9 protein-coding genes are annotated in these 11,787 nt (G+C 67.4%); 6 read left to right on the top strand and 3 right to left on the bottom strand.

Annotated elements, in window-relative coordinates; translation table 11 throughout:
• Positions 1–74 precede the first annotated feature (74 nt).
• Positions 75–1,148 (bottom strand): TAXI family TRAP transporter solute-binding subunit, encoded by a 1,074-nt coding sequence (locus tag WI697_RS24200; protein ID WP_345960227.1) that lies wholly within the window; start codon positions 1,146–1,148, stop codon positions 75–77.
• Positions 1,149–1,504: 356 nt separating this feature from the next.
• Here WI697_RS24200 and WI697_RS24195 point away from each other — a divergent pair, with 356 nt between their 5' ends.
• From WI697_RS24195 to WI697_RS24175, 5 genes are all read left to right on the top strand, one after another.
• On the top strand, positions 1,505–4,108 hold the full coding sequence (locus WI697_RS24195; RefSeq protein ID WP_345960226.1) for a mechanosensitive ion channel domain-containing protein: 2,604 nt from the start codon (positions 1,505–1,507) through the stop codon (positions 4,106–4,108).
• Between the two features lie 156 nt (positions 4,109–4,264).
• Entirely contained in the window at positions 4,265–5,053 is a 789-nt protein-coding gene (locus tag WI697_RS24190; protein WP_345960225.1) for an ABC transporter permease, read from the top strand.
• 112 nt (positions 5,054–5,165) lie between these two features.
• Entirely contained in the window at positions 5,166–5,612 is a 447-nt protein-coding gene (locus WI697_RS24185; RefSeq protein WP_041604788.1) for a PAS domain-containing protein, read from the top strand.
• Positions 5,609–8,005 (top strand): DNA translocase FtsK, encoded by a 2,397-nt coding sequence (locus WI697_RS24180; RefSeq protein ID WP_345960224.1) that lies wholly within the window; start codon positions 5,609–5,611, stop codon positions 8,003–8,005. The genes WI697_RS24185 and WI697_RS24180 overlap by 4 nt, the downstream gene beginning before the upstream one ends.
• Positions 8,006–8,163: 158 nt before the next feature.
• Positions 8,164–8,805: a glutathione peroxidase gene (locus tag WI697_RS24175; RefSeq protein ID WP_345960223.1), complete on the top strand. Its 642-nt coding sequence runs from the start codon at positions 8,164–8,166 to the stop codon at positions 8,803–8,805.
• A 26-nt stretch (positions 8,806–8,831) separates the two neighbouring features.
• On the opposite strand, the gene WI697_RS24170 is transcribed toward WI697_RS24175, so the two are convergent.
• Both WI697_RS24170 and WI697_RS24165 read right to left on the bottom strand, forming a co-directional pair.
• Entirely contained in the window at positions 8,832–9,302 is a 471-nt protein-coding gene (locus tag WI697_RS24170) for an MmcB family DNA repair protein (protein WP_385997828.1), read from the bottom strand.
• Complete coding sequence (locus WI697_RS24165) at positions 9,302–10,219, bottom strand: histone deacetylase family protein (RefSeq protein ID WP_345960221.1); 918 nt, start codon at positions 10,217–10,219, stop codon at positions 9,302–9,304. Before WI697_RS24165 ends, WI697_RS24170 begins: the two co-directional genes overlap by 1 nt.
• Positions 10,220–10,737: 518 nt before the next feature.
• On the opposite strand from WI697_RS24165, the gene WI697_RS24160 reads away from it, so the two are divergent.
• Positions 10,738–11,583 (top strand): OmpA family protein, encoded by an 846-nt coding sequence (locus WI697_RS24160; protein WP_014743926.1) that lies wholly within the window; start codon positions 10,738–10,740, stop codon positions 11,581–11,583.
• Positions 11,584–11,787: the final 204 nt, after the last annotated feature.

Here is an 11,787-nt window from a genome sequence, read left to right as displayed (position 1 = left end):
GGCGGGCCGGTCGGTCGGTCGGTCGTCTTCGGGATCCGTCGTGGCGGTCGCGGGCGGCGGGGGCGCACCCGGGATCAGGACTGGGGCTTCATCACCCCGGCTTCGACGTAGAAGCGTTTCGCGCCCGGATGGATGATGCCGCTGGCGCTCTGTACCGCCTGATCGAGCGACATGATCGAGAGTTCGCGCGAGGCCTGGCGAACCTCGTCGATGTTCTCCCACAGCGTCTTGACCAGCCGGTAGGCGACATCGTCAGGCATGTCGCGATGGACGATGATCTGCATGCGCGTCGTCCAGCTCACCACCGGCGCCTCGGGCTTCAGATGGCCGTCATAGGCCGTCGAGATGCGCTCCGGGGTCAGCGTGACCAGGTCGTAATACTCCGCGGCCGGAAAGGTCTTGCGCCAGCTTTCCATGGCGGCCGGATCCAGGCCCACATAGGCGAGGTCGCTCTGCAGCGCCGCCGAGGCGACGGCCCCCTGCGGCAGGCCGCCCCAGAGATAGACCGCATCGAGCATGCCGTTGCGCAGCTCGTCCATGGCGGTCGAGTATTCAAGGTATTGCGCCTTCACCTCACCCTTGGCCGGATCCAGCCCATGGGCCGCCAGAAGGGCAAGATTGATCGTGCCCGAGAAGCCGCCGGGCGTGCCGACGGCGATGGACTTGTCGCGAAGATCGGCGAGAGTGCGGATGCCCGATCCGGCGCGCGTCAGATAATGGGCGACACCGCTTTCCAGCGTCAGCAGCACGCGGACGTCGTCATAGTATTTGCCGTCCTCGGCCCTGCCCTTGAACATGAACAGCCCGTCGCGCGCATAGAGCAGATGCGGCGAGGCGATGATGCCGATATCCCAATCCTTGTCGACCACGCCGCGCAGCAGCTTCGGCGTGCCGCCATGGGCCACCACTTCCATGGTGATGCCCGACCGGGTCTTGTCGAGCAGGGTGGACCAGGTGACCCCCAGCGCGTATTCATCCGACGTATTGCTGATGGTCGCGAATTTGACCTCGACCGGGTCTGCGGCTGCGGCCGGCCCGATCGGTGACAGGCCGGCTGCCACCCAGGCGCAAAAGGCCATCGTTCCGGCAGCCGCTTTCAGGGTGGCTGCCAGTCCGCCGCGCCATGCGCGGCCCATGCTCGTCCTCATCTGCCCCTCTTCTCCCCCTCTTCGCTCCATCCCACGGAGCGCATCGATGCGGATGCGGGTCCGGCTCGCCTCGGCGTTTTCTCGTATCAGGATATGATACTTTTTATAAATCGCCTTATACGTTGTTTTTATATCTTTAATTGAATCCGTTTCGCATATCCATCCCGAATTACGCGAATCCGGGCGTTGCAACGCAGTTGTCTGAGCCGGGCGGCGGCACCGAAGCATGCGGGGGCGGCCGTGACGTTTCCAGGGCGTGCGGCGCAATGATTGACGCCGGGATGCGGGCTACATACGGTCTCCACAGTCCCGGTCGTGCCGGTTCAGGCACGGTTCCATTCGTGTCGAGCGAGACGATGATGCCGCGCCTTACCGCCTTCGCCCGCCTGCGCCGAATCGTGCTTGCGATTCTGGTCTGCCTGCTTCTTCTGACGACGGTCGCCGTCGCCCCGCTGCAGGCCCAGACCCTGCCCGGACTGCCTTCCACGGGGTCCGGATCTGCCGATGCCGCCGCCAGCGACGGTCAGGCGGAGGTGGATGCGCTGATCAAGCTGCTCGAGGATCCGGAGGGTCGGGAGAAGCTGATCGAACGCCTGAAGGCGGCCGAAACCCCTGCGACACCCGCAGAGGGCGAGGAGCTGGCGGCCGAACTGGTGATGCCCTTCCTCGACGGCCCGGCGACGGTGATCGCCAATCGCCTCGATGCGCTGGGGCGCGACCTGCAGAAGGCGGCGGTCGCGCTGTCGCATACGCCCGACGAGCTGGAGCGTATCGGCCGCGGCCTTGCCAACGACCGGAAGCGGGAGCAGTGGATTGAGCTGATCGGCCGCCTGGCGGCGGTGGTTGCGGCGGGCTTTCTGCTGGAATGGATCGTCAAGGCGCTGCTGTCGCGCCCCCGCCTGCGGCTTGGGACCAATCCGCCGGCCTCGCGCTGGCGCCGGGCTGCACGCGGTATCTGCCTGCTGCTGATCGATCTTCTGGGCATTGCGGGCTTTGCGGGCGGTGCTGCCGCGGCAACCGCCCTGGTGCGCCCGACCGGCGATGCGGCGATGATCGCGATCGCCGTCGTGCAGGCCAATATCGCCGTGCGCGCCATACTGGCGGCCGGGCGCATGGCGCTTCGTCCGCAGGTGCGCCGGCTTCGGCCGCTGCCCTTCTCTGACGAAACCGCCGCCTATCTCTACATCTGGCTGAAGCGCTTCGCGCGCATCACCGTCTATGGCTGGTTCCTGTACGATGTCGCCCGCACGCTTGGGGTCTCGCCGCCGGTACTGCTGGTCGCGTCCAAGGTCTTCGGCCTGTTCGTGGCCAGCCTGGCGGCGGTGGTGGTGCTGCAGAACCGCCGCGAGGTCGCCGATGTGATCGCCGGCCGCCGGCCGCTCCAGTTCGCTGCCGACGACGTGCCCGGCACCGAGGCGGCGATGGCCGATCCCGGCGACGGCTCGGCACCGCTTGGGGTGACGCCGGCAGAGGCGGATGTCCGGACCACCGACGACGATGTTCCCCCCGATCTCGCCGCTGCGGCCGCCGACCGTGCGCGCGAGGTGACGCGCATGGGCATGGCGACCCTGCGCGCGCGTCTCGCCGATGTCTGGCACGTGCTGGCGCTGGCCTATGTCGCCATTGCGGCCGGGATCTGGCTGCTGGGGGTCGATGGCGGCTTCACCTTTCTGGCGCAGGCGACCGGCGCCACCATCCTGATCCTGCTGCTGGACCGGGTGGCGGTGATGGCGGCGGAACGGATGCTGGAGCGGCTGTTCTCGGTCTCGGACGAGTTCATCCTGCGCCATCCCGGCATCGAAACCCGGGTGAACCGCTATCTGTCCATCACCCGAACCGCCATCGTTGGCTTCATCCATGTCTTCGCCGTGCTGGCGCTGCTGGAAGTCTGGGGTCTGGGCGGTCTGGCCTGGCTCGCCTCCGACGCCGGCGCCCGGGTGGTGGGGGCGCTGGTCAAGATCGTGGTCTTCGTGGTCGGTGCCGCGGTGATCTGGGAAATGGTCGACGGGGCCATTTCGCGGCGCCTGCAATCCGATGGGGATCGCGCGCCCACCACACGCGCCAAGACCCTGCTGCCGATGCTGCGCAATGTGGTCATGATCATCCTGACCCTGGTGGTGGTGCTGACCGTCTTCTCGGAAATCGGCATCGATATCGCGCCGTTGCTGGCCGGTGCCGGCGTCGTCGGCCTCGCCATCGGTTTCGGTGCCCAGACGCTGGTCAAGGACTTCATCACCGGCGCCTTCATCCTGTTCGAAGACACGATCTCGGTCGGCGACGTGGTGACCGTCGCCGGGCAGACGGGGGCGGTAGAGCGCATGACCGTGCGCACCATCCGCCTGCGCGACGTGGAGGGTGTGGTGCGCACCGTGCCGTTCAGCGCCGTCGACATCGTCCAGAACCTGACCAAGGACTTCTCCTACGCCCTGCTGGATATCAGCGTCGCCTATCGCGAGAATGTGGGCGAGGTGGCCGAGATGATGCGCGAGGTCGGGCTCGCCATGGGGCACGATCCCGAGTTCCGGGATCTGATCCTTCAGCCGATCGAGATTTTCGGGCTCGACCGTTTCGGTGCCAGTGACGTGGTCGTCCGCGGCCGCATCATGACGAAGCCCGGCCAGCAATGGGGGATCAAGCGCGCCTTCTTCGCCCGCATCAAGCAGGTCTTCGACGAGCGCGGCATCGAGATCCCCTTCCCGCATACCACGCTTTATTTCGGTGTAGGCAAGGACGGCAAGGCGCCGGCTGCGCCGGTGCAGGTGCTTAAGACCGAAGGCTCCTGGCGCTCGGGTGCGACGGGACATGCGGCCCCCAAGCTGCCGGCGGTGGCAACAGCGGCAGAGGACCCCGAGGACCGGCGCGACGTTCATGCGGTGCCCGGCGACGAAGACAGCCGCCGCCCGCCGCGGATCGATGAGGATTCGGGGGAAGCGGGAGGCGACTCCCAACCCTCACGCTGAGGCCTGGGCCGGCGTGTACGACAGACGTTCCCGCCCCGCTCTTGCCCCTCCGGCCCATGGCGCTTATCCTCCGGCGGCCCCATCCGGCTCGTGAACGGCCGGAAGCAGGGGGGCGGCGGCGCGTGCCGTCGGGTCCGGTGGAAGCGAGGTGACGACATGGGCGAGCCGCGACAGATGGGAGCGGTCAACTGGCGGGGCTTCGCGACCCTCTATTTGCGCGAGGTGCGCCGCTTCGTGAAGGTGGCGGGCCAGACCCTGACCGCACCGGTGGTGACGGGTCTGCTGTTCCTCGCGATCTTCTCGCTCGCCCTCGGCCGGGCGGTCGAGACGGTGGGCGACGTGCCCTATCTGGAATTCCTGGCGCCCGGCCTGATCATGATGCAGGTGGTCCAGAACGCCTTCGCGAACTCGTCTTCGTCGCTGATGATCTCGAAGGTGCAGGGCAATATCGTCGACGTTCTGATGGCGCCGCTTTCCGCCGTCGAGATGACGCTGGGCTATGCGCTGGGGGCGGTGACCCGCGGTGTGACCGTCGGCATCGTCCTCATCGCGGCGATGAGCCCCTTCGTGCATTTCGAATTCGCCCATCCGGGCTTCGTGATCTATCACCTGGTCGCCGCCTCGGCGATGATGGCGCTGATCGGCATTCTGGTGGGCGTCTGGGCCGACAAGTTCGACCAGATGGCGGCGATCACCAACTTCGTGATCACCCCGCTTTCCTTCCTGTCGGGCACCTTCTATTCGGTCGAGCGCCTGCCCGAAGGCTGGAGCTTTGCGGCGCATCTCAACCCGTTTTTCTATATGATCGACGGGTTCCGCTATGGCGTCACCGGCCATGCCGACGGGTCGGTGCTGGCGGGCATGGCCGTGCTGGCCGGCGTCGACCTGGTGCTTGGCATCGCCTGCTGGCGGGCGCTGGCCCGCGGCTGGAAGCTCAAGGCCTGATCCGGCGGATCGTCCGCGACGGTCGTGGCCGGCAGGCCTGCCGGATGCGGCCGTCTTCGGCGTTGCGTCGACCTCTTTCCGTTCCGTCTCTCCAACCGTAATCGGTTCCGCGATGTCCTCATCCACTCTGGCGCTCGTCGTGCGGCATCCCAAGCTGAAGGCCCTCTATGGCCTCTGGCTCCGGCTGTGCGCCGGCGGCAGCTTTCCCGCTCTCGACGGCATGTCGCCGGCCGACCTCAGGCCCTGGCTCGACAACATGGCCATCCTGGGTCTGGACGAAACCGGCGGTTACGTCTATCGCTATTACAGCCCCGCTTATGCATCCGCCTTCGGCGGCGACCTGACCGGCTGCACCCTGGCCCGGATCGCGGCCGACCGGGCCGCCGTGCTTGCCGCTGAATACGATGCGGTGCGCGCCGACCGGCTGCCGGTCTCGCGGGTGTACACGGCGATGTTCGACGGCGAGCAGCAGACCTGGGAACGTCTGGTGCTGCCCTTCTTCGATCTCGACGGCGAGGTGAGCAAGCTCCTCGTCGCCGCCTACAGGGTGGACGCATGACCGCACGGCGCCCCTATACGCTGCCCGATCTGGACCCGCGCCGCGAGCCCGAGCAGGACAACGCCATGCCGCCACGTGCCGAGGAATTCGGCCTGTGGTGCGCGATGACCGACCGCCCCTTCCGTCTGATCAAGCTGGCGCTGGACGATAGCGGCCAGCCGGAATGGGCGATCGAAGCCCATCCCGGCACCGAGCAGGCGGCCGTCATCTATGCCACCGGCACCATCGACGAGGCGCAGGCGCTGGCGGTTGCCTATGGCTTCCTGGCGGGGGTGGAATGGTCGGAAGCGGCCCTTGCCCCGGCGCTGGAGCCCGAGGATGGCGAAGACTGGCCCGACGAGGCGGAAGCTCTCGCCCTGGCTCTGTCCATGCCCCTGGTTCTGCCGCCGCCGCTCATGGAAGGCGAGCTGCTGACCGCCGAGGTGATCCCGGGCGAAGAGCCGGTCTTCGACTTCCAGGCGCTGGCCGCCGCCAATGAAGCAGATGCCGAGGCAGAGGCGGTCGATATGGCCGGGCCCGTCGCTGATACCCTCGATGATGACGATGCCGACACGGATGCGGTCGAGCCTGCCGAGGATATGGCGGACGAGGACACCGCGGTCGAGCACGCGGCGGAGGATGTCTCCGAAGCGCCGGTCGATGCCGATCCGGCGTTTGATGACGCCTCTGCGGACGAGGAGGCGGATCCTCTCGACGATATCGTTGATGACGATCTCGACGACGCGGACGCCTTGGCAGCCGAGGCTGCCGATGAAGACGAGGCGGCCGCCGATGAAGAGGCCGGCGAGGCCGGGGCAGCTGAGGACGGTGCGGGCGACGAGCCGGAGAGCTGGGACGACGCCGGCCAGGATGCCGGCTATGTCCTGCCTGCCCTGGCCCTGCTGGCGACCTCGGAAGCCGAGGACGATCCGGCGCTGGACGAGGGCGTGCTGGCCGACAAGACCCGCAAGCTTGAAACCGTGCTCAGGAACTTCCGGGTGCGCGGCGAGATCATGGAGGTCCGGCGCGGGCCGCTGGTGACCCTGTTCGAGCTGGAGCCGGTGCCCGGCACCAAATCCTCGACCGTGATCAACCTCGCCGACGACATCGCCCGGTCGATGAGCGCCATCACCGCGCGCATCGCCGTGGTGCCCGGACGCAGCGTGATCGGTATCGAGCTGCCGAACGAGTCGCGGGCGACCGTCTATCTGCGCGAAATCCTGGCCTCGCCCGCCTATACCCAGGCGCATCACCGCCTGCCTCTGGCGCTGGGCAAGAATATCGGCGGCGAGCCGGTGGTGGTCGATCTGACCCGCATGCCGCATCTGCTGATCGCCGGCACCACCGGATCGGGCAAATCGGTCGGCATCAATGCCATGATCCTGTCGCTGCTCTACCGGCTGCCGCCGGAACAGTGCCGGCTGATCATGGTCGACCCCAAAATGCTGGAACTGTCGGTCTATGACGAGATCCCGCATCTGCTGACCCCGGTCGTCACCGACCCCAACAAGGCGGTCGCGGCACTGAAATGGGTCGTGCGCGAGATGGAGAGCCGCTACCGCTCCATGTCGCTTTTGGGCGTGCGCAACATCGAAGGCTATAACGGCCGGGTGGCCGAGCTTGCCGAGCGCGGCGAGCAGGTGACCCGCCGGGTGCAGGTCGGCTACGATAAGGCGAAGCAGGAGCCGATCTTCGAGGAGCAGATCGTCGATCTTGAACACCTGCCCTATATAGTGGTGGTCGTCGACGAGATGGCCGATCTGATGCTGGTGGCGGGCAAGGAGATCGAGACCCTGATCCAGCGGCTGGCCCAGATGGCCCGCGCCGCCGGCATCCATCTGATCATGGCCACCCAGCGGCCCTCGGTGGACGTGATCACCGGCACCATCAAGGCCAATTTCCCGACCCGGATTTCCTTCCAGGTCACCAGCCGCATCGACAGCCGCACCATCCTGGGCGAGGCGGGGGCCGAGCAGCTTCTGGGCCAGGGCGACATGCTGTTCATGGCGGCCGGCGGGCGCATCACCCGCGTCCACGGCCCCTTCGTGAGCGATCGCGAGGTCGAAGAGGTGGTCGAGCATCTGCGCGGCCAGGGCCGGCCCGACTATGTCTACAGCGTCACCGAAGAGGATGACGGCGATGGTCCGGTGGAGGGGCTGCCCTCCGACGATGTCGCGGCCGAGGGGGAGGATGACGGCGATATCTTCGCCCAGGCGGTCTCGCTGATCCTGCGCGAAGACAAGGTCTCTGTCAGCTTCATCCAGCGCCATCTGCAGATCGGCTACAACCGTGCCGCCCGGCTGGTGGAGCGGATGGAGTCCGAGGGCATGATCAGCCCGCCCGATCATGTCGGCCGGCGCCAGATCCTGGTCAATGCCCGCAACTACTTCGCCGAGCGGCGCCAGCAGAGCTGAGCCCCGGAAATTCCCGGGGGCGCACCCCCGGTTCCGGGCTTGAACGACCGACGGGCCGTCCTATTCTCTCCCCTGACGGGAGAGGGCAGGGCGGCCCTTCACGTTTCAGGCTTGTTTGACGTTTCAGGCTCTGTGTCTCAGCCGGAAAGGCGCGCATCATGACCATCGGCAGGATCCTGGCGGCAGGTATCGCCGTAACCGCGGCGGCCACGATCGCGGCTGTGGCGGTGCTGCCGGCCTCTGCCCTGCCGCGCAGCACCGGCGGTGAGGCGTCGACACAGGCGACGGCGGAGGTGGGCGGCATGACGGCCTATGATTTTTCCCTGCCGGCTATCGATGGCGGCACGATCGACATGGCGGCCTGGCGCGGCCAGCCGCTGCTGATCGTCAACACCGCCTCGCTCTGCGGCTTCACCCGGCAGTATGAAGGGCTGGTGAAGCTCTGGCAGGACTATCGCGACCGCGGCCTCGTGGTGGTCGGCGTCCCCTCGGGTGATTTCGGCGGCCAGGAATACGACGAGGCCGGTCGCACCAGGGAATTCTGCACCGTCACCTATGGCGTCGATTTCCCGCTGGCGGAAAAGCAGACGGTGCGCGGCAACGAGGCGCATCCGCTTTTTCGCTGGCTGACCGCCTCGCTTGGCGACGACGCGGCGCCGCGCTGGAATTTCCACAAATATCTGATCGATGCCCAGGGCCGGGCGGTAAAGAGCTGGCCCTCGCGGGTGGAGCCGACCGATCGCGAGATCGTCTCGGCGATCGAAGCCGTCCTGCCTCGGCGGCAGGCCAGACTGGACTGAGCCCCCTTCAGAGGGCCAGGCTCCCTTCAGACGTCCCTTGGCGTGGTGCCGCCCGAAAGTCGCCGCGCCGCAATCCGGGCGAAGCGCAGGGTCAGCGCCTTGCGGCGGGCCGGGGCGAGCGGCGGGCGTGGTTTCGCCTCGCGCAGGATCGCCGCCTCGAAGGCGTCGGCAAGGATCAGCCCCTCGTCTTCGGGCAGGATCTGCTGCGGAAAATCGGGGGCGACGGCGAACAGAAAACGATCGGCCCAGCCGGCATATTCCGGCCATTTCCGGTCGGTGCGAAAATCCGCGGCGCCGCTCTTGATCTCGATCAGCGTGAACTGCCCTCTGGCGTCGAGCGCCATCAGATCGGCCCGCCGGCCCGAGGCGAGCGGAAATTCGGCGAGCACGGCCATATCCATCGCCTCTTCCAGCATCCGCCTGGTTCCGGCGGCCACCATGGCCGCGATGCCCGCGACCGAATTGCCGGCAGCGGGGGGCTTCGCCTCGTCGTCCATCACAATCTGTAGGCCTCTGCAAGTCTGACGGCGGTTTCGATCGCAAGCGCATGGCGGCGTGCCAGGGCCTCGACATCCTCGTCATAGCCGCCACCCAGCACCGTGGCCACCGGAATGCCACGGGCGAGACACCGGTCGAGCACGAGATGTTCTCGGGCGGCCAGGCCGCGATCGGTCAGCGCCAGCCGGCCCAGCCGGTCGTCCCGATGCGGATCGACCCCCGCCAGATAGATGACCAGATCCGGCCGGGGCGCGTCCAGAAGCCCGGGCAGGGCGTCTTCCAGCTGATCGAGATAGGCCGCGTCGCCGGTGCCGTCCGGCAGCTCGATATCGATGGTGCTGCGGGCCTTGCGGACCGGGAAGTTGCGGGCCCCGTGCATCGAGAAGGTCACCGCCCAGGGCTGATCCTCCAGAATGCGGGCGGTGCCGTCGCCCTGATGAACATCCAGGTCGATGATCGCGACCCGCCCGGCCCGCCCCGTGGCATGTGCATGACAGGCGGCCACGGCGACGTCGTTGAACACGCAGAACCCGGCACCGAAACCCGCATGGGCATGATGACTGCCGCCGGCGGTGTTGCTGGCGATGCCGCGGGCCAGGGCTGCCTCGACCGCTGCGACCGTGCCGCCCACCGATGCCGTCGCCCGCATCACCACCGGCGGGGTGACGGGCACGCCGATGCGGCGGATCGCCGTCGGATCCAGCCGGCAGGCCAGCACGTCGGCGACGTAATCGGGCGTATGGGCCCGCTCCAGCAGAGCCGCCTCGGCAGGTTCGGGCACGATATGGTGAAACCTGTCGGCGAACGGCCCCCGGTCCAGATGCGCCTTCAGGGCCGCGAACTTGCCGATCGGGAAACGGTGTCGTGGCGGGAAGGGCACAGTGTAGCAGGAATGATGCACCAAGCTCAGACTCATTCGACGCAACCCTTGACCTGACCCCGTGTCGCGAAACATTAAGGATGCTGTGACAATATGTGGCGTCAATCCGGTCCGCCCATCATGGATCGTAAAACGGCCGCAGGAGTTGAGCGACGGAGGGCACGCCGGAGCCCGCCCGTCGCGAAGCCCGATCGGCCGGAACGGCGCCGGTTGCCTGTTTTTCCCGGCCGGTTTCGGGAGTATTCTCGAAGCCGCGCCTTCGTGCGAAGCCTGCCGCCATTCCCCTCGCCGGGCGGCGTGGAGAAGGTGCAGGCTCGCGAAGCACAGCGGGGGTTGCATGATCTCCGAATGGCAGCGTGAGCTGCGGTGCCCGACCGTCTGAAACCCGGCCGGATACCGGAAATCACGCGCCAGAAGCCCTGATGCAGGCCGTGTTCTATGGTGGGCATCAAGGGTGACGAAAAAGCCACGACGATGACTCGGGCATCATCTGCCGTATTCGATAGGATGCCCGGCAACCACCCCAACGGCTTCACCAAGGAGGGTAATCCATAATGAACGCGCTGAACCGCATTGCCGTGGTCGGCCTCGTTGCCGGCAGCATCTCTGCCTGCGGTCTGATCGACCCCGACAGCATCGCGCAGACCCCGGCCCCGGCCGATCCGTTCCTCGCAGCGCTGTCGGACGAGTATCTGGCGCTGGCCCGCGCCGAGCGCGCCGAGTTCGACTGGGTCGACGGCGACGTCTTCGCGCAGAAGGGCGAGTGGGCCCGCGAAGGCACCATGGTGCCGCCGGAGCAGCTCTCCGACTGGTACCTGCCGGCCGCCTCGGTTCCGGCCCTGTCCTCGGCCCGTCAGCGCCTGATGACGCAGCTGAACGGCGGTGCCACCTCGGCCAAGCCGGTTGCGGCCGCCAAGGCCCAGGCCGGCTTCGACTGCTGGGTCCAGGAGCAGGAAGAGAACCATCAGCCCGAGGACATCGCGGCCTGCCGCAAGATGTTCGAGGATGCGATGGCCGAGCTCGAGGCCAAGGCCGCCCCGGCGCCGCAGCCGGTCGCCGTGGTGAAGCCGGTCGAGTTCCAGATCTTCTTCCCGTGGGACAGCGCCCAGCTGCACGGCCAGGCCTATGACATCATCCGTGATGCGGCCCAGGCCTATAAGGAGCGCAAGTCGGTCGCGCTGCGTCTCGACGCGCACACCGACCGTTCGGGCCCGATCCCGTACAACGACCGCCTGTCGACCCGCCGCGCCGAGTCGGTGACCGCCGAGCTGGTGAAGCTGGGCGTGCCGCGCAACGCGATCACCGCCGTTGCCCATGGCGAGCGTGACGTGCCGGTGCCGACCGCCGACGGCGTGCGCGAGCAGCGCAACCGCGTCGTGATCATCCGTCTGGCGCAGTGATCCCGGCGGATCCTGACCGACGCCGGCCCGGGTGACCGGGCCGGAGATCGCGAAGACGACAGAAAGGGTGGATCCGCTTCGGCGGGTCCGCCCTTTTTTCGTCGCGGGACGTAGCCCTGCGGGTGCAGCCATTCGGGCCGTGACATGTTCTGTCACCGGACAACCGGGCCGGGATAAGGCATGGTGGGCTCGGAACATCTGACA

The sequence above is a fragment of the Tistrella mobilis genome (assembly GCF_039634785.1).
Taxonomy (GTDB): Bacteria; Pseudomonadota; Alphaproteobacteria; order Tistrellales; family Tistrellaceae; genus Tistrella; species Tistrella mobilis.
This window is presented reverse-complemented; position numbering and strand designations above follow the sequence as displayed.

Excerpts from the sequence above, each read along its gene's own strand:
- WI697_RS24190 (WP_345960225.1), top strand. The coding sequence starts at position 4,265 with ATGGGCGAGCCGCGACAGATGGGAGCGGTCAACTGGCGGGGCTTCGCG.
- WI697_RS24200 (WP_345960227.1), bottom strand. The coding sequence starts at position 1,148 with ATGAGGACGAGCATGGGCCGCGCATGGCGCGGCGGACTGGCAGCCACC.
- WI697_RS24180 (WP_345960224.1), top strand. The coding sequence starts at position 5,609 with ATGACCGCACGGCGCCCCTATACGCTGCCCGATCTGGACCCGCGCCGC.
- WI697_RS24185 (WP_041604788.1), top strand. The coding sequence starts at position 5,166 with ATGTCCTCATCCACTCTGGCGCTCGTCGTGCGGCATCCCAAGCTGAAG.
- WI697_RS24195 (WP_345960226.1), top strand. The coding sequence starts at position 1,505 with ATGATGCCGCGCCTTACCGCCTTCGCCCGCCTGCGCCGAATCGTGCTT.
- WI697_RS24160 (WP_014743926.1), top strand. The coding sequence starts at position 10,738 with ATGAACGCGCTGAACCGCATTGCCGTGGTCGGCCTCGTTGCCGGCAGC.
- WI697_RS24170 (WP_385997828.1), bottom strand. The coding sequence starts at position 9,302 with ATGGACGACGAGGCGAAGCCCCCCGCTGCCGGCAATTCGGTCGCGGGC.
- WI697_RS24175 (WP_345960223.1), top strand. The coding sequence starts at position 8,164 with ATGACCATCGGCAGGATCCTGGCGGCAGGTATCGCCGTAACCGCGGCG.
- WI697_RS24165 (WP_345960221.1), bottom strand. The coding sequence starts at position 10,219 with ATGAGTCTGAGCTTGGTGCATCATTCCTGCTACACTGTGCCCTTCCCG.